The 23559-nt window shown below is 71.6% G+C and carries 20 protein-coding genes and 6 tRNA genes; 12 read left to right on the top strand and 14 right to left on the bottom strand.

Going from position 1 to position 23559, the window contains the following annotated elements:
- Positions 1 to 193: 193 nt before the first annotated feature.
- The 4 genes from OHA99_RS19840 to OHA99_RS19825 all read right to left on the bottom strand — a co-directional run bounded on the left by OHA99_RS19840 (position 194) and on the right by OHA99_RS19825 (position 2162).
- Positions 194 to 267 (bottom strand) — tRNA-Met (locus OHA99_RS19840).
- Positions 268 to 335: 68 nt separating this feature from the next.
- Positions 336 to 1466, bottom strand: a complete 1131-nt coding sequence (locus OHA99_RS19835) for a dihydrofolate reductase family protein (RefSeq protein WP_405697003.1) — start codon at positions 1464 to 1466, stop codon at positions 336 to 338.
- Between the two features lie 70 nt (positions 1467 to 1536).
- Entirely contained in the window at positions 1537 to 1839 is a 303-nt protein-coding gene (locus OHA99_RS19830) for a hypothetical protein (RefSeq protein WP_405697000.1), read from the bottom strand.
- Positions 1839 to 2162: a hypothetical protein gene (locus tag OHA99_RS19825; protein ID WP_405696998.1), complete on the bottom strand. Its 324-nt coding sequence runs from the start codon at positions 2160 to 2162 to the stop codon at positions 1839 to 1841. The genes OHA99_RS19830 and OHA99_RS19825 overlap by 1 nt, the downstream gene beginning before the upstream one ends.
- 195 nt (positions 2163 to 2357) lie before the next feature.
- Between OHA99_RS19825 and OHA99_RS19820 the strand changes: the two genes are divergently transcribed.
- From OHA99_RS19820 to OHA99_RS19805, 4 genes are all read left to right on the top strand, one after another.
- Entirely contained in the window at positions 2358 to 2606 is a 249-nt protein-coding gene (locus tag OHA99_RS19820; RefSeq protein WP_164386416.1) for a GntR family transcriptional regulator, read from the top strand.
- 29 nt (positions 2607 to 2635) lie between these two features.
- A complete protein-coding gene (locus OHA99_RS19815) occupies positions 2636 to 3292 on the top strand; it encodes a TRIC cation channel family protein (RefSeq protein ID WP_366472947.1) in 657 nt (218 codons plus the stop codon).
- 24 nt (positions 3293 to 3316) lie between these two features.
- Positions 3317 to 4585: a M20 family metallopeptidase gene (locus OHA99_RS19810; RefSeq protein ID WP_381499400.1), complete on the top strand. Its 1269-nt coding sequence runs from the start codon at positions 3317 to 3319 to the stop codon at positions 4583 to 4585.
- Positions 4586 to 4646: 61 nt separating this feature from the next.
- Positions 4647 to 5606 carry a MerR family transcriptional regulator gene (locus tag OHA99_RS19805; protein WP_405696995.1) on the top strand — a complete coding sequence of 320 codons (960 nt, stop codon included), beginning with the start codon at positions 4647 to 4649 and terminating at the stop codon, positions 5604 to 5606.
- Here the strand turns inward: OHA99_RS19805 and OHA99_RS19800 are convergent.
- From OHA99_RS19800 to OHA99_RS19765, 8 genes are all read right to left on the bottom strand, one after another.
- Positions 5587 to 5985: a hypothetical protein gene (locus tag OHA99_RS19800; RefSeq protein ID WP_153179081.1), complete on the bottom strand. Its 399-nt coding sequence runs from the start codon at positions 5983 to 5985 to the stop codon at positions 5587 to 5589. The two genes, OHA99_RS19805 and OHA99_RS19800, sit on opposite strands and share 20 nt — an antisense overlap.
- Positions 5986 to 5990: 5 nt before the next feature.
- On the bottom strand, positions 5991 to 6368 hold the full coding sequence (locus tag OHA99_RS19795; protein ID WP_405696993.1) for a hypothetical protein: 378 nt from the start codon (positions 6366 to 6368) through the stop codon (positions 5991 to 5993).
- Positions 6369 to 6446: 78 nt separating this feature from the next.
- A complete protein-coding gene (locus OHA99_RS19790; protein WP_405696990.1) occupies positions 6447 to 7319 on the bottom strand; it encodes a hypothetical protein in 873 nt (290 codons plus the stop codon).
- A 243-nt stretch (positions 7320 to 7562) separates the two neighbouring features.
- Positions 7563 to 7635: transfer RNA gene (locus OHA99_RS19785), tRNA-Lys, on the bottom strand.
- A 120-nt stretch (positions 7636 to 7755) separates the two neighbouring features.
- Entirely contained in the window at positions 7756 to 9291 is a 1536-nt protein-coding gene (locus tag OHA99_RS19780; RefSeq protein ID WP_087790392.1) for an amino acid permease, read from the bottom strand.
- 138 nt (positions 9292 to 9429) lie between these two features.
- Positions 9430 to 11655 (bottom strand): DEAD/DEAH box helicase, encoded by a 2226-nt coding sequence (locus OHA99_RS19775; protein ID WP_405696986.1) that lies wholly within the window; start codon positions 11653 to 11655, stop codon positions 9430 to 9432.
- A 253-nt stretch (positions 11656 to 11908) separates the two neighbouring features.
- Positions 11909 to 12475, bottom strand: coding sequence for a hypothetical protein (locus OHA99_RS19770; RefSeq protein WP_381499414.1), 567 nt, complete (start codon positions 12473 to 12475; stop codon positions 11909 to 11911).
- A gap of 139 nt (positions 12476 to 12614) precedes the next feature.
- Positions 12615 to 12965, bottom strand: a complete 351-nt coding sequence (locus OHA99_RS19765) for a metallopeptidase family protein (protein WP_030404836.1) — start codon at positions 12963 to 12965, stop codon at positions 12615 to 12617.
- A 71-nt stretch (positions 12966 to 13036) separates the two neighbouring features.
- On the opposite strand from OHA99_RS19765, the gene OHA99_RS19760 reads away from it, so the two are divergent.
- From OHA99_RS19760 to OHA99_RS19730, 7 genes are all read left to right on the top strand, one after another.
- A complete protein-coding gene (locus tag OHA99_RS19760) occupies positions 13037 to 14710 on the top strand; it encodes a metallophosphoesterase (protein WP_405696984.1) in 1674 nt (557 codons plus the stop codon).
- Positions 14711 to 14790: 80 nt separating this feature from the next.
- Positions 14791 to 14863: transfer RNA gene (locus tag OHA99_RS19755), tRNA-Glu, on the top strand.
- Positions 14864 to 14897: 34 nt separating this feature from the next.
- Positions 14898 to 14972, top strand: a tRNA-Asp gene (locus OHA99_RS19750).
- A gap of 24 nt (positions 14973 to 14996) precedes the next feature.
- Positions 14997 to 15070, top strand: a tRNA-Phe gene (locus tag OHA99_RS19745).
- A 127-nt stretch (positions 15071 to 15197) separates the two neighbouring features.
- Entirely contained in the window at positions 15198 to 19205 is a 4008-nt protein-coding gene (gene hrpA, locus OHA99_RS19740) for an ATP-dependent RNA helicase HrpA (protein WP_153179076.1), read from the top strand.
- Positions 19206 to 19298: 93 nt separating this feature from the next.
- Positions 19299 to 19373, top strand: a tRNA-Asp gene (locus OHA99_RS19735).
- Between the two features lie 449 nt (positions 19374 to 19822).
- Positions 19823 to 20017 carry a DUF6274 family protein gene (locus tag OHA99_RS19730; RefSeq protein ID WP_042826498.1) on the top strand — a complete coding sequence of 65 codons (195 nt, stop codon included), beginning with the start codon at positions 19823 to 19825 and terminating at the stop codon, positions 20015 to 20017.
- A gap of 494 nt (positions 20018 to 20511) precedes the next feature.
- Here the strand turns inward: OHA99_RS19730 and bldC are convergent, their stop codons facing one another.
- Together bldC and OHA99_RS19720 are read right to left on the bottom strand one after the other, a co-directional pair.
- Positions 20512 to 20718 carry a developmental transcriptional regulator BldC gene (bldC, locus tag OHA99_RS19725; protein WP_003949541.1) on the bottom strand — a complete coding sequence of 69 codons (207 nt, stop codon included), beginning with the start codon at positions 20716 to 20718 and terminating at the stop codon, positions 20512 to 20514.
- Positions 20719 to 21285: 567 nt separating this feature from the next.
- On the bottom strand, positions 21286 to 22137 hold the full coding sequence (locus OHA99_RS19720; RefSeq protein WP_164384136.1) for a hypothetical protein: 852 nt from the start codon (positions 22135 to 22137) through the stop codon (positions 21286 to 21288).
- Between the two features lie 229 nt (positions 22138 to 22366).
- On the opposite strand from OHA99_RS19720, the gene OHA99_RS19715 reads away from it, so the two are divergent.
- Positions 22367 to 23461 (top strand): Glu/Leu/Phe/Val dehydrogenase, encoded by a 1095-nt coding sequence (locus tag OHA99_RS19715; protein WP_165685507.1) that lies wholly within the window; start codon positions 22367 to 22369, stop codon positions 23459 to 23461.
- Positions 23462 to 23559 lie beyond the last annotated feature (98 nt).

Here is a 23559-nt window from a genome sequence, read left to right as displayed (position 1 = left end):
ACTCGTCTCCCGCCACCCCGCACGTCCGCGCGCCGCTTGCCGTCCTGGACTCCAGGTTTCCGGGGACGGGGGCGGGTGGCGAGCGGTGAGGGGCCGACCGGATGACGGGCACGTCCGGGAGGAACGCAGCGGAAACGCACCGGAAACGCACCGAGGGCCGGAACCCTTTCGGATTCCGGCCCTCGGCCTTCAGTAGCGGGGACAGGATTTGAACCTGCGACCTCTGGGTTATGAGCCCAGCGAGCTACCGAGCTGCTCCACCCCGCGCCGTTGTGTTCACCACTGTACGTCATCCCCGGGGTGGAATGCACATCGGTATCTCCCCGACGGTGGCCCTACCCCTCCAGATGGCGGTTCGGCGCCTTGGCCCGCTCCTCGTACCCGGCCGGTACGACGACGACGGCACCGTGCGCGGCGAGCACCCCGCTCCCGTCCGCCCCCGCCACGAAGGTGTCCGGCTCCCGCCAGGCCGTGACGACGCGGCGCACCCCGGCGTCGAGGATCAGCCGGGCGCAGGGCGCGGGCCGGGAGGCGCGGCGGGCGCAGGGCTCGAGACTGCTGTACACGGTGGCGCGGGCGAGCCGGGGGTCTTCCGGGTCGACCTTCGCGAGCGCGGCCTCCTCGGCGTGCACGACGGGATCACCGCCCTCCCGCGAGAACCCGCGCGCCAGCTCGCTCCCGTCGGCGGCGACCACGACCGCCCCCACGCTGAACGCGGTGTCCGACGGCGGACACAGCTCGGCCAGCTCACAGGCGAGCCCCAGCCAGTGCCGGTCGGCGGCGGCGACTCGCTCGCCGGCGCCGGGTGCGGTCGGCAGGTACCGCATCAGCACCACGTCCTCGATCCGCCGCGTCTCGATCAACCGCAGCCGCCCGCCCTGGTAGGCACCGGGCCCGAACAGCCGGGGCGCGGCCGGGTCCCCGACGAGGACGGGCGCGAGGACGAGGTGCAGCTCGTCGGCGAGCTCCCGCTGAAGCAGCTGGCTGTGGACGGTCCCGCCCCCTTCCACCATCAGCCGCCGCACGCCCCGCCGGTCGTGGAGGTACTCCAGCGCGGTCTGCCAGTCGAGCGCCGCCCCCAGGGACACCACATCGGCAGCGATCCCCAGCCCGCGGGCCCGCCGGGCACCGTCGTCCGTGGTCAGCAGCACCTTCTCCCCACCCGTGTGCCAGAACCGCGCCGCCGGATCCAGCTCGCCGCTGCCGCTGACGGTGACCTTGAGCGGGTACTCCGCCTCCCCGGCCGCGACCCGCGCCGCCCGCCGCTCGGCCGAGTTCACCAGCAGCCGCGGATTGTCGGCCCGGATCGTCCCGGCCCCGACCAGGATCGCGTCCACGGAGGCCCGCACCTCGTCGACCCGGTCGAAGTCGGCGGGGCTGGACAGCAGCAGCCGGTCGGAACCGGTGTCGTCCAGGTAGCCGTCGAGGGAGACGGCGGCGGAGAGCAGGACGTACGGGAGGGGCATGCGGTGTGCTCCGGGGGAGGCGGGCGGGCGGCGGGTTCCGGCGGGGCAACCCTAGGCGCCGGTGCTCCCGCTACGACGCACCGTGCCCGGCCGCGGGCAGGCGCCGCCCCCGGGACTCCGCGACCCGCAGCACGTCGGCGAGGCACTCGGTCAGCCGGATCGCGGTGTAGCGGACCTCGGCGTTCGGCGACAGCGGATCGTCCAGCACCCGGCGGGCGCCGCCGAGTACGTCCAGCCCGTCGGCGAGCTGCCGGGCCTCCGTCTCGTCGGCGAGCCGGGACACGAACCCGCCGCTGTCGCCCGGGGCGAGGAAGCACGGCTTGCCTTCCGCCGACAACCAGGGCAGCAGCCGCAGCGCGGTGAACGCCTCCATCACGCGACCGCCTTCCGCGCACCGACGATGTGCTGATCGAGGTCGATGCCGTAGTCGGCGGCGAGCACGAGGGCGAGGCGACGGTGCCGCCGACGGTCCTGCTCCTGTTCGTGGGCGGTGACGTAGGGGCGGGCGAGACGGCTCTCGGCGCCGTCGAGAGGGAGGTGGCGGCAGTAGGGCGAGTGGTGGGCGGGGAGGCATGCGGAGGCGGTGCCGGGGAAGTTCCGGGGCCGGGGAGGCGGGTCACCCGCGCGGTGGGTTCCGGTGCCGGGACCGAGGAGAAGCCCCAGCCAATGGGCGACGCGGTGGATAAGGTCGTACATGTCGACGCTCCTTGTCAGCGTTGGCCGTGCCCCGGGAGGTCTGTCCACCTCGCCGGGGTGTTGTTGTGACTGAACCTAAGTAAGCGATATAGCCCTCTGCATACAAGTGCAGAGGAATCCACTCGTACGTGTAGGTCGGAGGATGCATACGTTGGACATGTGAGCGATACAGAGCACTCGACCCCGCTGGACCCGATGAGCGCGCGACCGCTCTACGTTCAGCTCGCCGACGTCATCGCGAAGAAGATCGAGTCGGGAGAACTGGCCCCGGACCGGCCGATCCCGTCGGAGAACCATCTCGCCGACGAATACGGCGTAGCGCGACTCACCGCGCGCCGGTCCGCACAGGAGCTCCGCGACCGGGGGCTCATCGTCACCGTGCGCGGCAAGGGGTCGTTCGTCGTGGAGCAGCCGCCCGCCGCCGAGGACGAACCCACCGGCTGACGCCCCCGCGCCGGGGTACCCACCCCGGCATGAGCACCCAACCCGCGGCGCTGCTCGCCCTGGACCTGACCGGCACGTTCGCCTTCGGGCTGAACGGGGCGCTGACCGCGGTGCGGGCCGCGCGGCTGGACGTGGTCGGGGTGGTGGTGCTCGGGATGATCACCGCGTTGGGCGGCGGGGTCATCCGGGACGTGCTCATCGACTCGCTGCCGCCCGCCACGTTCCTGGACTGGCGCTACTACACGCTCGCCGCCGCCGGTGGCCTGCTCGCCTTCGCCATCAGCCGGCACCTGCGACGGCTCGAACCCGCGATCACCGTGCTCGACGCGGTCGGACTGAGCACCTTCGCGGTAATCGGCGCGAGCAAGGCGCTGGACGCCGGGCTGGCCGTCGTACCGGCGATGCTGCTGGGCGTGATCACGGCGGTGGGCGGAGGGACGATCCGCGACACCCTGGTCGGCCAGGTCCCGACGGTGCTGCGCACCGGCCTGTACGCCATCCCCGCCCTGGTCGGCGCGGCGGTGACGGTCGCGACCACCGAGACGGGGCTGTACGGCCTCCCGGCGGCGCTCGGAGCGACGGCGGTCTGCTTCCTGATCCGCATGCTCGGGCTGCACTTCGGCCTCAACGCCCCGGAACCACCCGAGACGCGTGCGTCCGGTGGCGGGACACGGCGCCGTCAGTAGCCTCGATGGAATGGAGCACCCCAGATGAGTGACACCGCCCGGACCGTCCTGGCCGGCCTCGACTCCGTCCGCTCCGACCTCGAGGACCTCTACCGTGACCTGCACCGGCACCCCGAACTCGGCCTGCGGGAGCACCGTACGGCGAAGAAGGCGGCGGACGCCCTGCGGCAGAGCGGCTACGACGTCACCGAGGGCGTCGGCGGCACCGGCGTGGTCGGGGTCCTCGCCAACGGGGACGGCCCGGTCGTCATGGCCCGCGCCGACATGGACGCCCTCCCGGTGCGCGAGCGGACCGGCCTGCCGTACGCCTCCACCGCGACGGCGACCGACGGGGAGGGCCGGGAGCAGCCGGTGATGCACGCCTGCGGCCACGACGTGCACGTGACCTGCCTGACCGGATGCGCGCGCCTGCTGGCCGAGCACCGGGACGCCTGGCGCGGCACCTTCGTCGCGCTGTTCCAGCCCTCGGAGGAGAACGGGGACGGCGCCGACGCCATGATCGAGGACGGTCTGACCGACCGGTCGCCCCGCCCCGACGTCGTCCTCGCCCAGCACGTCCTGCCGTACCCGGCCGGTTACGTCGGCACCCGGGCGGGCTCCTTCCTGTCCGCCGCCGACAGCCTCCGGGTCACCGTGCACGGCCGGGGCGCGCACGGTTCGGCGCCCCAGGCGTCGGTCGACCCCGTGGTGATCGCCGCATCGATCGTCGTACGGCTGCAGACCGTGGTCTCCCGCGAGCTGGCCGCCACCACGCCCGCCGTGGTGACCGTGGGCAGCATCCACGCCGGCAGCGGACCCAACGTCATCCCCGACCGGGCCGTCCTGGAGCTCAACGTCCGCACGTACGACGACGCCACCCGCACCCGGGTCCTGGACGCGGTCAAGCGCATCGTCCGCGCCGAGTGCGAGGCGTCCCGCTCCCCCGAGGAACCGGAGTTCGAGCGGCTCTCGTCCTTCCCGCCCACCGTCAACGACGAGGAGCCCACCCGGCGCGTCGCGGAGGCGTTCGGCGCGTACTTCGGCGACGACGCGCACACCGTCGAGCTGCAGACCGCCAGCGAGGACATGAGCGAGATCCCCGGGGCCTTCGGGGTGCCGTTCACGTACTGGGCGATCGGCGGCATCGACCCGGACCGCTACGCCGAGGCCGCCCGCGAGGGGACCGTCGCCCAGGACATCCCGGTCAACCACAGCGCCGCCTTCGCCCCCGTCGTCCAGCCCACCCTGGACACGGGCGTGAGCGCGCTGACGGTGGCCGCACTGGCCTGGCTCGGCGACGACCGGGCGGCGTAGGAACCTCGGGACTCCCGTACGGCTTGACTCTCCAGTGACTGGAGACCGGAGAGTGGGCTCCATGAACGGCGCGACGCCCCCGCACTCGATCGGTGAACTGTCGGCCCGTACCGCGGTGCCCGTACGGACGATCCGGTTCTACTCGGACACCGGACTGCTGCCGCCCACGGACCGCACCCCGGCCGGATACCGCCGCTACGACGACGCGGCCCTCGACCGGCTGCACCTCATCGGCGTCCTGCGGGAGCTGGGCGTCGACCTGGCCACGGTCCGCAGCGTCCTGGACGGCGGCCTCTCCGTCGCCGAGGTCGCCGCCGCGCACGCCGACGCCACCGCCTTCCAGATCCGCGCCCTGCGACTGCGCCACAGCATGCTGCGGCTCCTCGCCCGGCGCGGCCCGAGTCCCGAGGAGACCGTTCTCATGCACCGGCTCACCCGCCTCACCGCCGACGAACGACGGCGCATGGTGGCCGACTTCATCGCCGGCCTCGGCGCAGACACGCCACAGGCCCGCAGCGCTGCCGCCGTCCTGCGCACGGCCCTGCCCGACCTCCCCGACGAGCCCTCCGACACCCGGCTCGCCGCGTGGGTGGAACTGGCCGAACTCATCGCCGACGACGACTTCCGCGCGCGCATGGCGGACGCGGCGTTCCCGCCCGCCGACGAGGACGCGCTGCCGGGCGTGGCCCCCGAGCAGGCGGCCGAACTCGTCCCGTTAGTCAGGGGGGCTGTCGCCGACGCGAGGGCGGCGGGCATCGCGCCGGACGGTTCCGGTGCCGACGCGGTGGTCGAGGCCGTCGCGGAGCGCTTCGCCGCCGTGCTCGGCCGTCCCGACGGCCCCGGGTTGCGGGAGTGGATGGCGTCGCGGTTCGAAGCGGGGCACGATCCGCTCGTCGAGCGGTACTGGCGTCTGGTGTGGACCGTCAACGACTGGCAGGTGGTCCCCGGGCACCTGCCCTTCCAGCCGTGGATGGCCGAGGCACTTCGCCAGTGCGGCCGGGTCAGCCCCAGTCGCCGTTGACCCAGGCGAGCAGGCGGGCGCGCTTCGTATAGGAGCAGAAGCCGTGGTTCGGGCCGGACGTGGCGTACGTTCCGTCCCCGTACCGCAGCTCGTAGCCGTGGTCGCCGGGACCGTACTCGCCGTCGCGGCGGCCGTCCATGTCGTCGGCCCAGTCGAGGAGGCCGAAGTCCGGGAACCCGAGGCCGAGGCCGAGGTGGTCGAGGTAGCGGCCGGGGTCGGCCGGTTCCACCGGTACGGGGCGGCCGTCGCCCCCGGCCGCGTGCCGGTCCTCCTGGCAGCCGTCGGAGCGCACGGGCTGTCCCAGCCACCACCCGGCCAGGAACACGGCGTACAGCGTGGTGACGACCCCGAGGCGGCGCAGGGTGATCCAGGCGGGCATCCCGGCTACCTCCAGGCGCCGTCGAACCAGGCCGCGAGCCGGGGAAGTTCGCCCGTGTCATTGCCGCAGGGGACGGCGTAGGCGGTGGCCGTGAGGATGTGGAGGGTGTCGGCGGACTCGATCGGGCTGTGCCGCGCGATCGCCGACGGTTCCCCGGCCGGTCCGGCCACGGGGGTGGGCGTGGAGACCGGTACGTGCCCATAGCGTTCGGCGGCCCGGTCGAGAGCGGCCCGGTCGGGGCGGCACTCGGGGGTCACGGGCTGCCCCAGGTACCAACCCGCGACGAACACGCCGTAGACCACGGCGGCGGCGCCGAGGCGGCGCGGGGTGATCCTGCGGCGGCGGAGGTCAACTCTGCCTGGGTCGCCGGGTGTTGCACTCATGACCACAGACCCTACCCGCCGCCTTCGCAGCGGGGCCGCCTTCCTCTGTGCCCCCTTCGGCCCCGGCGTCCTTCCGGGTCAGCCGAGGCACAGCCCCAGCAGGCAGACCTCCGTCGGCGAGGTCGAGATCAGCGCGGGGGGTGTCGGGGACGTGTCCGATGCCCCGCCGGCGGTCGAGGGGGCCGGGGCCCGCCCGGCCGTCGAGTCGGAGCGGCCGGAGCCCGAATCGACGGAGCCCGAATCGGCGGTGGACGTGTCCACGGTGGACGTGTCGGAGCTCGGCGACTGCGGGGGCGTCGGTGTCGCGGGCGGCGGGACGGACGCGGTGGTCCGCGGCGGGGTGGCGGGCGCCGTGCGGGGCGCTTCTGCGACGGACTGCCGGCGCGGGGCGCCGGCCGCCGACGACTGCGACTGCGACTGCTCGTACCGCTGCTCGTACGGCTGGGCGGGGGTGCGGGACGACCTGTGGGTGTCCTCGGGGGTGGTGGGCGCGGGCACCGGGCGGTCCCGCTCGCCTATCTCTTCGTCCGCGCCGCCCATGCTCCGGTGGTCCGGGGCCGTGGTCGCCTGCGCCCGGTCGCCGGACTGCCGGTCCATCGTGGCGAGGGAGAGGCCGCCACCGACGAGCGCCACGGCACTCGCGATCACCGCCCGGCGCTTGTTCTTCTTCCAGCGGGTCAACTGGCGCCGGCGCGCTGCCCGCCCCTGCTGCCGCGCGGGCGGCAGATCCCCGACCTCGGCTGCCGGGGCGTACGGGGCCGTGTCCGAGCCGGTGCTCGAGTCCGCATCGTCCGCCGCGAAGTCCGTCCTCACCAGGGCCGGGCCCGAGGGCGGGGCCGTGCCACGGTCGCCGACGGTGACGCGCGGGGCGATGTCCGGGGCGTAGGCGCCGCACCCGGGGCACACCAGGGCACCGTTGAGATGCCGACGGCACGAGGAGCAGTAATCCATCTGCTGGCTTCCGGTCTTCCTGGTTCGGCTGTGCCGCCGGCCCGCCCGGGCCGCGGCCTGATCACATGCACACAGGGGATCGAACGGCCAGTCAGGCTAACGGGGCCTTCGCAAGACGGTGCGCAGCCCGTGTGACGTTCCTGCGTGGATTCCGGGAGACCGGCGTGCACACCACCGCGGACGGCGGCAGGGGCCACTGACAGGACCCCAGCTCAGTCGTGCTCAGAACTGGGGTCCAACGGGTAGGCCCTGTGGGACTCGAACCCACAACCAATGGATTAAAAGTCCACTGCTCTGCCAATTGAGCTAAGGGCCCAGGCGGTGTGTCGCGCGGTGCTGCGTGATGTTGCCACACCGAGCATAGCCCGCCGCGGCCGGGACGCCGATCGGGTATCGGGGTCACGGCCGCGTCGGAGGGCGGCGGGAACAGGCCGGACTACGGGTCCACCGGCTCCGGCGCGTTCGCCCGGGAGGCCGCGCGGGCGCGGGTGCGTTCGTGGTCGGGGTTGAGGAACCAGTGCCGGGCCGAGGCGAGCCACCAGGTGGCCGCGAAACCCAGGACGACCAGGACGGCGATCGGCGCGTAGTTGAAGGTCTCCCAGGTGACCGGGGAGACCTGGGGCAGCATGAACAGGACCGTGATGACGCCGACCCACGTCACCGCGATCACGCCGATCACCTGCGACCAGCGGCCCAGATGCCACGGCCCGCGTTCGAAGGCGGCGCCCTTGCGGACGCGGAGGAGGGTCGGGATGACGTACGCGATGTAGAGGCCGATGACCGCGATGGACGTCACGGCGGCGTACGCGGTGACGTTGATGAGGTACGGGAGGCCGAGGACCAGTGCGGCCAGTGCCGCCAGCCAGACCGCCGCCACCGGCGTGCGCGTGCGCGGGTTCACCGAGTGCCAGATGTGGGAGTACGGGAGGGCGCCGTCCCGGGAGAAGGCGTAGATCATGCGGCTGTTGGCCGTCACCGACGCCATGCCGCAGAAGAGCTGGGCCCCGATGACGACGAGGAGCAGCAGCTTGCCCGCCGTCGCGCCGAGGGCGTCGAGGAGGATCTGCGCGGGCGGCGCGCCGGTGGGGGACGTCAGGGCGCCCTCGTAGGACTGGATGGCGAAGGTGAAGCCGAGCAGGAGGACGAAGCCGGCGATCCAGGAGGTCCAGATGGAGCGGACGATGCCCTTCGGACCGGCCGTGGACGCGTCGTGGGTCTCCTCCGTCATGTGGGCGGAGGCGTCGTAGCCGGTGAAGGTGTACTGGGCCATCAGGAGGCCGATGAGGACGACGTACACCCCGCTGCCCCAGCCCGTGTTGTTCACGAACTCGCCGAAGACGAAGGACGCCGACTGGTGCCGGTCCGGCGCGAAGGTCAGCGCGCCGACGATGACCGCGACGCCGAGAACGTGCCACCACACGCTCACGCTGTTCAGCAGGCCGACGATGCGGACGCCGAAGGTGTTCAGCAGGCCGTGCAGGATCAGGATCGCGGCGAAGAGCAGGATCGTGCGGCCCGGGGTCACCTCGAAGTCGAACTGGAGGTTCAGGTACGCGCCCAGGAAGGACGCGGCGCCGAAGTCGATGCCGGCGGTGACCGCGACCTGGCCCAGCACGTTGAACCAGCCGGTGAACCACGCCCAGGCCGCCGCCGTGCGCGGGGGCGCCAGGCGGTGCGCCCAGAAGTACAGGCCCGCCGAGGTCGGGTACGCCGAGCAGATCTCGGCCATCGCCAGGCCGACGAAGAGCGTCATCAGGCCGACGGCGACCCAGCCCCAGGTGATGACTGCGGGGCCGCCCGTGTTCATGCCGAAGAGGTAGAGGGTCAGGCAGCCCGACAGGACCGAGATGATCGTGAAGGAGACCGCGTAGTTGGAGAACGCCGACATGCGGCGGGCCAGAACCTGGGTGTAGCCGAGCTGGGCCAGCCGTTCCTCGTCCGACAGTCCACTCGCCTTGGCGTCATCTGTCATGCCCCCAGCAATTCCCTTGCGCCGAGCGTGACATGCGTCACTCCGTGGACTTCGTGGCCGGAACCGGACCGCAACGCGAAACGCCGTGGCCTCCACCCGGTGGGGCGGAGGCCACGGCGCTTATCGGTTGTTCAGGCGTCAGCCGTTGCGCTTCCAGCGCGGCTTGTCGTCACGGCGGCCGAAGGACGAACCACGGTGGTCACCGCGGTGGTCGTCGCGGCGGCCGGACGGACGGTCGTGGCCGCCGGAGCGGAAGCCGGGACGGTCGCCCTGGCGGTCGCGGTTGAACGGGCGGTCGCTGCCACGGTGTCCGCCGCGGTCGTCACGGCGGTCGAACGAGCGGCCACCACGGTCGCCCCGGTCGTCACGGCGGTCGAAGGAACGGCCACCACGGTCGCCCCGGTCGTCACGACGCTCGAAGGAACGCCCACCGCGGTCGTCACGGCGGTCGTCACGGCGGAAGCCACCACGGTCACCCCGGTCGTCACGACGCTCGAAGGAACGCCCACCGCGGTCGTCACGGCGGTCGTCACGGCGGAAGCCACCACGGTCACCCCGGTCGTCACGACGGTCGAACGAGCGGCCACCGCGGTCACCGCGGTCGTCACGACGCTCGAAGGAACGCCCACCGCGGTCGTCACGGCGGTCGTCGCGGCGGAAGCCACCACGGTCACCCCGGTCGTCACGACGCTCGAAGGAACGCCCACCGCGGTCACCCCGGTCGCCCCGGTCGTACGAGCGCTCGCCCCGGTCGCCCCGGTCGGCGAAGCGGTCGCGGCCGTGGCCGCCGGTGCGCTCCGCGCGCTCCGTCTTCTCGACGTCCCGGGCACCGGACTGCTGGGGCAGCGAGACCTCGGCCTCGGTCGTGGCGGCGGCCACCTCGGCCAGGACCGTCTCCGGGTCCTCGCCACGCTCCCGCGCGGACCTGGCGACCAGGCGGTCGGCCTCCTCGCGCAGCTCGGTGGCGCGGCGCTGGGCCCGCTCCAGCTCCTTGGTGAGCTGGCCGACCTCGCGCTCGGCCTGCTGCGCCGCGTTGCCCGCCGACTCGGCCTGGACCTCGGTCATCGACCGGGCGCCGGTGATCTCGGCGACCTCGGGGTCGAAGGCGGCGCCGCCCTGGATGATGTGGCGCGTGGCGTCGACGCCCGCGTCCTCCATCAGCCGGAAGATCTGGCGGCGCTGGTGCGGCAGGGAGAGGGAGACGACGGTGCCGGTGCGGCCCGCGCGCGCCGTACGGCCGGCGCGGTGCAGGTAGTCCTTGTGGTCGCCGGCCGGGTCCACGTTCAGGACCAGGTCGATGCCGTCGACGTGGATGCCGCGGGCGGCGACGTCGGTGGCGACCAGGACGTTGACGTAGCCGTCCTTGAAGTCGGCCAGCGTGCGGGTGCGCGCGCCCTGGGTCATGCCGCCGTGCAGCGCGTCGGCCTTGGCACCGGCGTCGCGCAGCTGCTCGGCGACCCGGTCGGCGCCCAGCTGGGTGCGGACGAAGATGATGGTGCGGCCCTTGCGGGAGGCGATGGCCGCGGTGACCGGCGCCTTGTCCTTGGGCTTCACGACCAGGATGTGGTGCGACATGGTCGTCACCGCGCCCTGGGCGGCGTCCACCTCGTGGAGGGCCGGGTCCTTCAGGTACCGGTCGACGAGGGTCTTGATCTCGTTCTCCATGGTGGCGGAGAACAGCATCCGCTGGCCGCCGGCCGGGACCTGGTCGAGCAGCTCGGTGACCTCGGGCAGGAAGCCCAGGTCGGACATCTGGTCGGCCTCGTCGAGGACCGCGATCTGCACGTTCTCCAGGGAGCAGGCGCCGCGGTTGATGATGTCGCGCAGGCGGCCCGGGGTGGCGACCAGGATGTCGACGCCGCGCTCGAGGGCGTAGATCTGGTTGCCCATCGAGGTGCCGCCGCAGACGACCTTCATCTTCAGGCCCATGACGTCGCCGTACGGCTGGAGCGCGTCGGCGACCTGCATGGCCAGCTCGCGGGTCGGGGTGAGGATGACGGCGCGGGGCTTGTGCTTCTCGGTGCGGCCGCCGGCCAGCGTGGCCAGGGTCGGCAGACCGAAGGAGAGGGTCTTGCCGGAGCCGGTGCGGCCACGGCCGAGGATGTCCTTGCCGGCCAGGGCGTCCGGGATGGTCGCGGCCTGGATCGGGAAGGGGGTGGTCACGCCGTTCTGCGCGAGCTTGCGGACGACGCCCTCGGGCAGACCGAGGTCGGCGAACGTGGGCTCGGGAGCCGCCTCGGGAGCCTCGACGGCCTCCGGGGACTCGGTGACCGCGGAGGCGGCCACGGCCTCGACGGCCTCCGGCGCCTCGGCGCCCTCGGCGTTTCCGGGCACGACGACGTGGTCAGTACTGGTCATGGACATGCGAATGCGAAACCTTCCGGAGTCTCTCGTCGGCACGCGCCCGTCAACTCCGTGAATCGCGATTCGCAATACGACCGCCTCGATGCGGTCCACCACGGCAAGGGGAGAGTACGCGCCACACGGCGCGCTCTGCGGTGGCGCCGGGCAAATGGGATCAAACGATCTACCACCATACGCACCCTCCACCCCCGAAGGCAAACCGGCAGCACATGCCCAGCTCAGCGGCCTGTCACCGCCCGGCCAGCCGCCCGTCCTACACCGGCGCGCCCGCCGCCGGCGCCGGTTCCCGTTGCTCGAGTTGGGTCCCCGGCGGCTCGTGCGCCGACGAGGACGGCTCGGCCACCGTCGGTTCCGGCGTCGGGGAGGCGGGCGGCTCCTCCGGAGGCGTCGGCTCCGGCTCGGCCGGCCGGGTGGGCTCCGCCGGGGGCGTCCGGGTCGGCCCAGGGTCGTGGTCCCCGCCGTTCGGCGGCTGCTCCCCGGTCGGGCGTGCGGCCGGGGGCAGCGAGGCGGACGTGTCCTTCCCCTCGCCCTCCTCGCCGCCCTTCCCCTCGCCCTTGTCGTCGCCCTCGTCCGCGTCCTTCCCCTTGCCCTTGGCCTTCTCGCCCTTGCCGTGCTTCCCGTCGGCGGCCGCGTCGTACCCGGCGTTCCCGCCGGAGACCGCGGGGCCGCCCTCCGGCACCTCGCCGCCCCGCTCCCCGGCGGAGTGCGACGGCCCGACGCTCCCGCCGGGCTCGTCGTCGCCGACGCTCATGCAGCCGGCGGCGGCGGCGACGGCCAGGGCCGTGGCGGCCAGACGGACGGGTACGAACAAGGGGCGCACGGGCGGCCACCTCCGGGGGTCAAGGAGTCGCCGTGCCCAACTCCCGTCACCCACAAGAGGACACGCGTCCGGCGAGGCGTACTTGACCCGAGCGCGTCACCCGTACCCGAGGACGGGCCCCCCGCGTCAGCCGCCCGCGTCACCCGTACCCGAGGGAGTGCAGTCGCGCGTCGTCGATCCCGAAGTGGTGGGCGATCTCGTGAACGACCGTCACCTCCGTCTCCGCGACGACGTCTTCACGGGTCTCGCAGTACCGCAGGGTGGGACCCCGGTAGATCGTGATCCGGTCCGGCAGCACGCCCGCGTACCACTCCCCGCGTTCCGTCAGCGGCGTCCCCTCGTACAGCCCGAGCAGCTCCGGATCGTCCGCCGGCGGTTCGTCCTCGACGAACACCGCGACGTTGTCCATCAGCCGCGTCAACTCCGGCGGGATCCGGTCCAGGGCCTCGGCGACCAGTTCCTCGAACTCCTCGCGCGTCATCTCCAGCACAGGCCCATTGTCGGGTACGACCGTGGGATACGACCCGCATATCCGCGACGGGCCACGGGCATACGGGACCAATGGTCCGCGTCCCCGTCGCAGCCCTGCACGCCCTGGCCGAGGTGATGAACCCCATCCGCACCCTCCCGCGCGCCCTCACCCGCCGCTACCGCGACCACCGCGATCGCCGCGACCACCGCGGCCGCCGCATGTCCGCGACCCCGGAACTGGCCGCCCGCCCCCGCCCCTGGGCCCGCGCCGCCGGCCTCGTCGCCGTCGTCCTGCTCGGCGCCTGGCTGGGACTGCTGGTCGTCGGCAACGTCCGGGTCCCGGTCGGGCCCATGGACACGACGATGACCCTGCGCCCGTCGCTCGCCGGCGGCACGAAGATCAACGTCTCACCCCTGGGCGCCCTCCAGCTCGACAGCCACGTCGCCCCCGTCCGCCTCGACGTCAACGTCGACCAGCTCGACCCCGCCCGAGCCCAGGCCCTCGTCGACCACCCCGAACGCCTCTCCGGCCTCCAGGACGAGGTCGCCCAGGACGTCGAGCACGGCACCCTCGACCTCGCCGTCCGCTCCTGCGTCGCCGTCGTCACCGGCGCCACCGCCCTCGGCCTGGCGGTCTACCGACGCCCCCGGCGCGCGCTCGCCGCGGGCGGACTGGCACTCACCCTCCTGGTCGCCTCCGGCGGCACCGCGTACGCGACCTGGAACCCGGACTCGGTCCTGGAGCCGAAGTTCTCCGGCCTGCTCTCCTCCGCACCCTCCCTGGTCGGCAACGCGCGCAGCATCGTCACCGAGTTCGACGTCTACCAGAAGGAACTGGCCCGCCTCGTCACCAACGTGACCAAGCTCTACGACGTCACCTCGACGCTCCCCGCCTACCAGCCCGACCCGACCACGATCCGCGTCCTGCACGTGTCGGACATCCACCTGAACCCGGCGAGCTGGAAGATCATCGGCTCGCTGGTGGAGCAGTACAAGGTGAACGTGATCGTCGACTCCGGCGACACGATGGATCACGGCACCGCCGCGGAGAACGGCTTCCTGGACCCGATCGAGGACCTCGGCGCGCCCTACGTCTGGGTCCGCGGCAACCACGACTCGCGCGGCACCCAGGAGTACCTGAAGCACCTGAAGAACGTGCACGTCCTGGACGACGGCCACGCCCGGACCGTCGCGGGCCTGCGCTTCGCCGGGATGGGCGACCCGCAGTACACCCCCGACCGCTCCAAGGCGGACGGCGCCGAGGCCTCCCAGGAACTGGCCGGCGCCCGGCTCGCCTCCGCCCTGCGCGACCAGAGCGCGGCAGGCACCCCCGTGGACGTCGCCGTCGCCCACGAGCCGTCGGCCGCCCGCGAGGTCGACGGGGACGTGCCGCTGGTGCTCGCCGGGCACCTCCACCACGAGGGCATGGAGGTCATGAAGTACGGCACCCGGCTGCGCATCGAGGGCTCCACCGGCGGCAGCGGCCTGCGCGCGGTCGAGGGCAAGTACCCCGACCCGATCCAGGCGTCGATCCTCTACTTCGACCGGGACTCCCGGCGCCTCCAGGCGTGGGACGAGATCAAGCTCGGCGGTCTGGGCCTGACGACGGCCGAGGTCAGCCGTCACCTGCCGAAGGAGAATCAGCCGGGCGCGACCCCGTCGTCCTCCCCCACCGGCCCGTCCCCCTCCACCTCTGGCCCCTCCCCCTCTGCCGACGGCCCCTCTCCCGCCACCCCGGGCCGCCCCGCCCCCAGCACTCCGTAAACCGTTTTGGCGATACCTCCCGCCATCCCATATGCTTCTCACGTCCCCGACGCGCTGAGAAGCGCCCAGGCGGGCCGATAGCCCTCATCGTCTAGCGGCCTAGGACGCCGCCCTTTCAAGGCGGTAGCACGGGTTCGAATCCCGTTGGGGGCACGCGGTACATGTGCGACACTGTCGTACGAAGCTTGGTCCTGTGGAGCAGTTTGGAGTGCTCGCCACCCTGTCAAGGTGGAGGCCGCGGGTTCAAATCCCGTCAGGACCGCTGAGGTTTCACGTGAAACCTCTCGGCTGGGTAGCTCAGTTGGTACGAGCGATCGCCTGAAAAGCGATAGGTCGCCGGTTCGACCCCGGCCCCAGCCACAGCAAAGGCCCCGATCCTCGGATCGGGGCCTTGTTGTAGTTACCTGCGTTACCTGCGTTGCCTGTGCGGGCGCCGCGGCAAAAGCGTTCGCCAGGTTTTTCCCGAGGATGAGATCCTGGAACCCGTATGTCTACGCATCCTGCCCCCGCCCTCGGCACCCTCGCCCCCCGGCTGACCGAGCTGTCGCTGCGCGACGCGCACCGGCTCGGCCGCAGGCTGGAGGGTGCGCGGAAGATCCGTAAGCCGGAGGCCCGCGCCGCCGTTCTCGCCGAGATCGAGACGGAGGTGGCCAAGGCCGAGCAGCGCATCGGTGAACGCCGGGCGCGGGTGCCGGCCGTCAGCTACCCCGAGCAGCTCCCGGTCAGCCAGAAGAAGGACGAGATCGCGGCGGCCATCCGTGATCACCAGGTCGTGATCGTCGCGGGTGAGACGGGGTCCGGGAAGACCACGCAGATCCCGAAGATCTGCGTCGAGCTGGGCCGTGGCGTCCGCGGCATGATCGGGCACACCCAGCCCCGCCGGATCGCCGCGCGCACCGTCGCCGAGCGGGTCGCGGACGAGCTGGACACCCCGCTCGGGGAAACGGTCGGCTGGAAGGTGCGGTTCACCGACCAGGTGAACCCGGAGTCCACCTTCATCAAGCTGATGACGGACGGCATCCTGCTCGCCGAGATCCAGACCGACCGCGAGCTGCGCGCCTACGACACGATCATCATCGACGAGGCGCACGAGCGGTCCCTCAACATCGACTTCCTGCTGGGCTACCTCGCCCAGCTGCTGCCCAAGCGGCCGGACCTGAAGGTCGTCATCACCTCGGCGACCATCGACCCCGAGCGCTTCTCGCGCCACTTCGGCGATGCGCCGATCGTCGAGGTCAGCGGGCGGACGTATCCGGTGGAGGTGCGCTACCGCCCACTCCTCGAGGAGGACGGCGACGACGCCGACCGGGACCAGATCACGGCGATCACCGACGCCGTCGAGGAGCTGATGGGCGAGGGCAAGGGCGACATCCTCGTCTTCCTCTCCGGTGAGCGGGAGATCCGGGACACGGCGGACGCGCTGGAGAAGAAGAAGTACACCCGCGCCGGAGGCGCTAATTGGCACAGCACGGAGGTGCTGCCGCTGTACGCGCGGCTGTCGCACGCCGAGCAGCACCGCGTCTTCCAGCAGCACACCGGGCGCCGGATCGTGCTGGCGACCAACGTCGCCGAGACCTCCCTCACCGTGCCGGGCATCAAGTACGTCATCGACCCCGGCTTCGCCCGCATCTCCCGCTACAGCCACCGCACCAAGGTCCAGCGGCTGCCCATCGAGGCGATCTCGCAGGCCAGCGCCAACCAGCGCAAGGGCCGCTGCGGCCGTACGTCGGACGGCATCTGCATCCGGCTGTACTCCGAGGACGACTTCACCGCGCGCCCGGAGTTCACGGACGCGGAGATCCTCCGGACCAACCTCGCCTCCGTCATCCTCCAGATGACCGCGGCCGGGCTCGGGGACATCGAGAAGTTCCCGTTCATCGACCCGCCGGACCACCGCAACATCCGCGACGGCGTGCAGCTGCTCCAGGAGCTGGGCGCGCTCGACCCGGCGCAGAAGGACGTGCGCAAGCGGCTGACCGACACCGGCCGCAAGCTCGCCCAGCTGCCCGTCGACCCGCGGCTGGCCCGGATGGTGCTGGAGGCGGACAAGAACGGCTGTGTCCGCGAGGTCATGGTCATAGCCGCCGCGCTGTCCATCCAGGACCCGCGCGAGCGCCCGGCGGAGAAGCAGGCGCAGGCGGACCAGCAGCACGCCCGGTTCAAGGACGAGACCAGCGACTTCCTCGCATTCCTGAACCTCTGGCGCTATGTGCGCGAGCAGCAGAAGGAGCGCGGCTCGTCGTCCTTCCGCCGGATGTGCAAGCAGGAGTACCTGAACTTCCTGCGCATCCGCGAGTGGCAGGACATCTACACGCAGTTGCGCACGGTCGCCAAGCAGATGGGCATCCACCTCAACGACGCCGACGACGCCGCGCCCGACGACCGGGTGCACGTGTCGCTGCTGGCCGGGCTGCTCTCCCACGTCGGCATGAAGGACGTCAAGGAGGCCGGAGGGGAAGGCGGGAGGAGCACGGCGAAGAACGAGTACGTGGGCGCGCGCAACGCCAAGTTCGCGATCTTCCCCGGCTCGGCGCTGTTCAAGAAGCCGCCGCGGTTCGTGATGTCGGCGGAACTGGTGGAGACCTCCCGGCTCTGGGCCCGCGTCAACGCGAAGATCGAGCCGGAGTGGGTGGAGCCGCTCGCCGGCCACCTCCTCAAGCGCACCTACAGCGAGCCGCACTGGGAGAAGGACCAGGCGGCGGTGATGGCGTACGAGAAGGTCACGCTGTACGGCGTACCGATCGTGGCGCAGCGCAAGGTGAACTACGGGCGGATCGATCCGGAGATCAGCCGCGAGCTGTTCATCCGCAACGCCCTGGTGGAGGGCGACTGGCGCACCCACCACAAGTTCTTCGCCGACAACCGCCGGCTGCTGACCGAGGTCGAGGAGCTGGAGCACCGGGCCAGGCGCCGGGACATCCTGGTCGACGACGAGACGCTGTACGACTTCTACGACCAGCGGGTGCCCGAACACGTCGTCTCCGGTGCGCACTTCGACTCGTGGTGGAAGCACAAGCGGCACGAGCAGCCCGACTTCCTCGACTTCGAGCGCGAGATGCTCATCAACGAGCGGGCTGGGGCGGTCACCAAGGACGACTACCCGGACTCCTGGCGGCAGGGGCCGCTGAAGTTCCGGGTGACGTACCAGTTCGAGCCGGGCGCGGACGCCGACGGCGTGACCGTGCACGTGCCGCTCCAGGTGCTCAACCAGGTGACGGACGAGGGCTTCGACTGGCAGATCCCGGGCCTGCGCGAGCAGGTCGTCACGGAGCTGATCCGCTCCCTGCCCAAGCCGGTCCGCCGCAACTACGTGCCCGCGCCGAACTACGCCCAGGCCTTCCTCGACCGTGCCGTGCCCCTTCAGGAGCCGCTGACGGTGACCATGGCGCGGGAGCTGAAGCGCATGGTGGGGGTGCCCTTCGACGCCGAGGACTTCGACTGGGCGAAGGTCCCCGACCATCTGAAGATCACGTTCCGGATCGTCGACGAGCGGCGCCGCAAGCTGGCCGAGGACAAGGACCTGGAGGCGCTGAAGCTCCGGCTGCGCCCGAAGGCGCGCAAGGCGCTGTCGCAGGCCGCGGCCGCCACCGCGGAGCGCAGCGGCGGCGAGTCCCTGGAGCGCTCCGGGCTGACGGACTGGACGATCGGCACGCTGACCCGGGTCTTCGAGACCCGCCGGGCCGGCCAGCCGGTGAAGGCGTACCCGGCGCTGGTGGACGACGGGCCGAAGGCGAACACCGTCTCCGTCCGGCTCTTCGACACCGAGGCCGAGCAGGCGCAGGCGATGTGGAAGGGCACGCGCCGGCTGATCCTGCGCAACATCCCGGTCAACCCGGCGAAGTTCGCGTCCGAAAAGCTGACCAACCAGCAGAAGCTGGGCCTGTCCGCGAACCCGCACGGTTCGATCCAGGCGCTGTTCGACGACTGCGCCATGGCGGCGGCGGACAAGCTGATCGCGGACTTCGGCGGCCCGGCGTGGGACGAGGAGTCGTACCGCAAGCTCTACGACAAGGTCCGCGCGGAGATCGTCGACACGACCGTCCGCACGGTGGGCCAGGTGCAGCAGGTGCTGGCGGCCTGGCAGGCGTGCGAGCGCCGCCTGAAGGCGGTACGCAGCCCGGCGCTGCTGGCCAACCTCCAGGACGTGCGGGGGCAGCTGGACGCGCTGGTGAAGCCGGGCTTCGTCACGGCGGCGGGGATCCGGCGGCTGCCGGACCTGATGCGCTACCTGGTCGCGGCGGACCGGCGGCTTCAGCAGATGCCGACCGGGGTCCAGCGCGACACCTCCCGCATGGAGAAGGTCCATGAGATGCGGGACGAGTACGCGTGGCTGCTCGAGCAGATGCCGCAGGGCCGGCCGGTGCCGCAGCAGGTCCTCGACGTCCGCTGGATGATCGAGGAGCTGCGGGTCAGCTACTTCGCGCACGCACTGGGCACGGCGTACCCCGTCTCCGACAAGCGGATCGTGAAGGCCATCGACGCCCTCGCGCCGTGACGGAGCCCGCACGAAGGGTGAGTTCGACCCCGGGCTCACCCTCCTGTACAGTCTCTTCTCGCAGCGCAACGCAGAAAAGGCGCCGCGAAACCTGGTCCTGTGGAGCAGTTTGGAGTGCTCGCCACCCTGTCAAGGTGGAGGCCGCGGGTTCAAATCCCGTCAGGACCGCAGTAGAGCCCCGCACCGAGCAATCGGCGCGGGGCTTCTTCGTGCAGCCCCGCTCCCATCCCTCCGCGACGCACTCGCCACCCTGTCAAGGTGGAGACCGCGCCCGCGGCGCAGCCGCAATCAGACGCAGCAAATCCCGTCAGGACCGCAGTAGAGCCCCGCACCGAGCAATCGGCGCGGGGCTTCTTCGTGTGCGCCCGCAGGAGTCCTCGGCGCGGGGCTTCCTCGTGCGGCCCCGCAGGAGTCACCCGTGCACGGCGTCTTCGTGCGGCCCCGCAGGAGCCCTCGGTGCGGGGCTTCTTCGTTGCTTTGCGGTTGCCTGGTGCCAACCGGAACCGCCGAACCCCCTCAGCGGCTCTCAGAGCCCCTCTCGCGGCCTTGACGGCGTCACATTCGCTCGGTACTCCAAAGACAGGGCACATCCCCCGTGCAGCCCCTGGAGGTGGCGTATGACGGCAGCGGTCAGGCACGAGACGCGGGCCCTGCTCCGCGCGCATCTGTCGGCCGCGTCGTCCTACGGTCACGTGACACGCCACTGCCCGATCTGCCACCGGCTGTTGCGGCTGGCGCTGGACTCGCCGGCGCCACAGTCTCCTACGGGCCGTCAAGAGGGCGTCGACGACGGGAGCGCGCCCACGGCCTGAAGCGCACGGGCCCCAACACCCTTGCGTCGCAGACCTCCTGGCGGCCGGGCCTCCAATAGCGCACGGATGCCGCACCCAACAACCGCCGCGCCGTGTGACGGGTGTCACCGTATGAGTTTTTGAAACAGTGGCACTTACGACTCCCCTACAACTGGTCAATTTAATATGTGCAATTGCACCACCTCCGCAGTGCTCGCACAGCCGATCCGACACCCCTCCCCAGACTCCGACAAGCCCGCTCACAGAACCGGCCCCCGCCCCGCCGTCCAACACAGGACCGGACACGGACGCGGACGTGGGCGTGGGCGTGGGCACGGACATGGACGTGGGCGTCGGTGTGGACGTGGGCACAAAAAAATCGCGCTGGACCCGGCGGAGTCCAGCGCGATCAACGACGCACCTCTGTTGGGGCAGGGACGGCGTCGCTTGGAGCTGTGGTTCCAGGCGCCTCGACAGGTTGGGGGACCTGCCGTTCTGCCCGGTTATTCAGTTGTTCAGGCCTCGCTGCGCTGCTGCGGAATGCCCGCGAGCAGGGCGCGGACCTCGGCTTCGCGGTAGCGGCGATGCCCGCCGAGCGTGCGGATCGACGTGAGCTTGCCGGCCTTCGCCCAGCGCGTGACCGTCTTCGGGTCGACGCGGAACATGGTGGCGACCTCAGCCGGGGTCAGCAGCGGCTCGGCATCAGGGGTGCGAGCGGTCATGAGCGGCCTCCTCGGGAGAACCGAACCTTCTCGGTTCATTCCTCTAAATTCTGCACCTTGACCCGCGTTGCCCGAAATGGCGGACGCGAGTCGAGTCGGTTATAGGACGAACGGCTTGTCCTCGGCACTACAACTACACCATCTGTCCAGCCGCGTCGGCCAAACCGATGGAATTGCCCTCCCAGGTGTTCATCAGCGACGGAAGCCGATGGACCATGCCATAGCGGACAGTCACGCCTCTGTGACGATCAGTCACAGGACGTTCAGGGGTCACCAGACCTGACATCAGACCCCCCAAAGCGTGCAATGCTGAGATTCCGCCCACAGTGCATCACAGCAGGACGGAAGGAGCCCTCCCCGGGCTCCTTGTCCTATTTTGGCATGAGGAGGGGGAAGCGGCGCAAGAGTGATGTACGTGCGGTCCGTCACGCTTGACGCATACGCCCGGATCGGGACCTACGTCCTTTGTCGGCAAGGGATCAGTCCACATCGAACGGGTGTCGGAGCGGAAGACGAAACCCCACATCGGGCGGTACGTCAAACGTCAGTTCGCGGAGGCCCGACCCGTCAGTTCGCCGACCGCCGGTCCCGGACCGCCCGCCAGCGCGCCACCAGCCGCCCGTACGCGGCCCCCGCCGCGTCCCCGTCCCCGTGCCGCAGCGCCTCGATCCCCTCGGCCACGTCCGCCGCGGAGTGGTCCGCCGCCAACTCGCCCGCCGGCAGGGCGTGCACCAGCCCGCCGTAGTCCAGCTCGACCAGGGAACGCGGGTGGAACTCCTCCAGCCAGCGCCCCACGTCCACCAGTCCGTCGATGAGCGGTCCCTCGTCCACTGCCTCCCGCAGGGCCCGCAGCCCCCGGGCCACCCGCCGGCGGGCCTGCACCATCGGCGTGCGGTAGCGCAGCACCGGTGCGGCGGCACCCTCCGCGCCGCCGCCCTCGTCGTACTCCCGCTCCGCGTCGGAGACCAGCACGAACCAGTTGATCGGCACCTGCCAGGTTGCCGTGCGGATCCAGGGCCGGGCGTCCGGGTTGCGCTCCAGCCAGCGCTCGTAGTCCTGCGCGCTCTGCCGGCGTACGACCGGGGGGATCAGGGCGTCCAGGACCGGCTCCGGGAAGTCCTCGGCCAGCTCGCCCAGCGCCTGCCAGCCGCGCAGCCGGGTCCGCCAGGGGCAGACGCAGACCACGCCGTCCACCTCGGTCACGAAGGCGTCGGCGCTCTCGTGCACCGGCACCGCCACGGGCGGGGTGGGCAGCAGGTCGGCCAGGGAGCGGCGCAGCTCGTCCTGGTAGGAGGGCCGGTCGGGGCGGCGGGCGTAGCGGGTCCAGTGGGCGCGTTCCTCATCGGGGAAGGCCGCCAGCGGCTCGTACACGCGCAGATACGCCGCGTACGGCACGATCACCGAGGACACCTTGGGCACGCCTGCTCCCTCCCCCGCGCACCGACGCGAAAACCTGCGGAAAGCCGTGGAAACGGATCACAAACGCGCGAGAATCTCTGCAAATCGTCGCACGCCCGTACTCCGTGCGGAGGTGATCCTGAGCACTGTGCGGCGGGCCGGCACCGCCAGGCTCTAATCTCGTGCCACAGTCCCCGCCACCTTCACGGGGCCTGCCACCGATCGCCGCACCTACACAGGAGTCACCACCGTGACCGACGTAAACGGCGCACCTGCTGATGTACTGCACACCCTGTTCCACTCGGACCAGGGGGGTCATGAGCAAGTCGTGCTCTGCCAGGACCGTGCCAGCGGTCTCAAGGCCGTCATCGCCCTCCACTCCACCGACCTGGGCCCCGCGCTCGGCGGTACCCGCTTCTACCCGTACGCGAACGAGGCGGAGGCCGTCGCCGACGCGCTGAACCTCGCCCGCGGGATGTCGTACAAGAACGCCATGGCCGGTCTCGACCACGGCGGCGGCAAGGCCGTGATCATCGGCGACCCGGAGCAGATCAAGAGCGAGGAACTGCTCCTCGCCTACGGCCGGTTCGTCGCCTCGCTCGGCGGCCGTTACGTCACCGCGTGCGACGTCGGCACCTACGTCGCCGACATGGACGTCGTGGCCCGCGAGTGCCGCTGGACCACCGGGCGCTCCCCCGAGAACGGCGGCGCGGGCGACTCCTCCGTGCTCACCTCCTACGGCGTCTACCAGGGCATGCGGGCCGCCGCCCAGCACCTGTGGGGCGACCCGACGCTGCGCGACCGCACCGTCGGCATCGCGGGCGTCGGCAAGGTCGGCCACCACCTGGTCGAGCACCTGCTCGCCGAGGGCGCGCACGTGGTCGTCACCGACGTGCGCAAGGACGTCGTGCGGGCCCTCACCGAGCGGCACCCGTCGGTGGTCGCCGTCGCCGACACCGACGCGCTGATCCGGGTGGAGAACCTGGACATCTACGCGCCCTGCGCGCTCGGCGGCGCGCTGAACGACGAGACCGTGCCGGTGCTGACCGCCAAGGTGGTGTGCGGCGCGGCCAACAACCAGCTCGCCCACCCGGGTGTCGAGAAGGACCTCGCCGACCGCGGGATCCTCTACGCCCCGGACTACGTGGTGAACGCCGGCGGTGTCATCCAGGTCGCCGACGAGCTGCACGGGTTCGACTTCGACCGGTGCAAGGCGAAGGCCTCGAAGATCTACGACACCACGCTGGCCATATTCGCACGTGCGAAGGAGGACGGCATTCCGCCGGCCGCCGCGGCCGACCGGATCGCCGAGCAGCGGATGGCGGAGGCACGCACCCGGCGGTGATCCGGGGGTGAGCCGGCCGTCGTACGGCGGTGGCCCGGCAGGGCCCTCGCAGGTTTGACGGGTACCCGTCGGGGGGCAGTTGGAGAGAACTCTCACTT

It is taken from the genome of Streptomyces coelicoflavus, assembly GCF_045041415.1.
Lineage (GTDB): Bacteria > Actinomycetota > Actinomycetes > Streptomycetales > Streptomycetaceae > Streptomyces > Streptomyces coelicoflavus.
Note: the sequence above shows the minus strand (reverse complement) of the source record. Positions and strands in the feature narration are given on the sequence as shown.